1 protein-coding gene is annotated in these 412 nt (G+C 52.9%); it reads right to left on the bottom strand.

Annotated elements, in window-relative coordinates; translation table 11 throughout:
- Window positions 1-256: hypothetical protein (locus tag EN804_RS37755; RefSeq protein ID WP_210237383.1), on the bottom strand; the 256-nt coding region annotated here is incomplete at its 3' end.
- Window positions 257-412: the final 156 nt, after the last annotated feature.

Here is a 412-nt window from a genome sequence, read left to right as displayed (position 1 = left end):
CACGGCCCATGGTGAAGGGACAGTCGAGACCACGAACGCCCTTCCCAACAAGGCAGGGCGGCGGCGAAAGCCGAAGCGGTATGAATCCTGGGGTCGGAGGTTCGAATCCTCTCGTGGACACCATTTCCTGAAAATTTTTAAAATCAATGACATAATCAGATAGCGACCAGCAGACAGCTGGTCCGGGCGCGAGAAGTGGTGCGTATTCTTTGCCAGCCTGCCGCCTGCAATTGGCAAATATCAGATCGACCGACATAAAAGCGTTTCCTCCTAGAACACAGAAAGTTCAAAGCTTCGTAAGGGAACGTTGAAAGCCCGCAATCGCTTCCTATTTCCTATCAGTGACGATGAGGCGCCTGTCGAAGTGGGTCGCGCGAGACGAGGGAGATTTGATGATCGACGAATATGGTCC

It is taken from the genome of Mesorhizobium sp. M8A.F.Ca.ET.161.01.1.1 (assembly GCF_004792105.1).
Taxonomy (GTDB): domain Bacteria; phylum Pseudomonadota; class Alphaproteobacteria; order Rhizobiales; family Rhizobiaceae; genus Mesorhizobium.
The sequence above is the reverse complement of the archived record's forward strand: the minus strand, read 5'-3'. Positions and strand labels throughout refer to the sequence as shown.